The sequence below is a fragment of the Rhodococcus sp. 1168 genome, assembly GCF_002091955.1.
Classification (GTDB): domain Bacteria; phylum Actinomycetota; class Actinomycetes; order Mycobacteriales; family Mycobacteriaceae; genus Rhodococcoides.
Window position 1 is genome coordinate 1 of record NZ_MKKY01000006.1, and the last position, 407, is coordinate 407.

Sequence of the window (407 nt, forward strand, 5' to 3'; positions counted from 1 at the left end):
GCCACGGTGTGATTGATGTCAGTCGATCTCGCAGCCCACGGGTTGGTGCGTGTGGGTGCATTGTGCAGCGTACGCCCCCGCAAGCGGGAGGGACCCCCAGGACGGGGTGAGGTAGCCGAGCGACGAGTGGCGGTGCCGGTGGTTGTGGTCGTCCTTGAAATCCTCGATCACCACCCGAGCCTCGAGCAGACTCATCCAATGGTTGCGGTTCAGGCATTCCTTCCGTAGTCGGTTGTTGATCCCCCAAGGACTTCGTCCAGGGAGGTGCCCCCAGATTCGATGTGCCCGTTGTTCCACGGTGTGCCCGGCGGGATGTACGAGATTCCGATGCGGTCACCGCAGAACTGCTGCAGCACATGCGAAATGAACTCCGATCCGTTGTCCATTCGCAGCACTTGAGGCGGCCC

1 pseudogene is annotated in these 407 nt (G+C 61.9%); it reads right to left on the reverse strand.

Annotation, left to right across the window (positions count from 1 at the left end):
• Positions 1-102: 102 nt before the first annotated feature.
• Positions 103-407 (reverse strand): annotated as a pseudogene (locus BJI47_RS24345) (transposase); the annotation flags it as partial.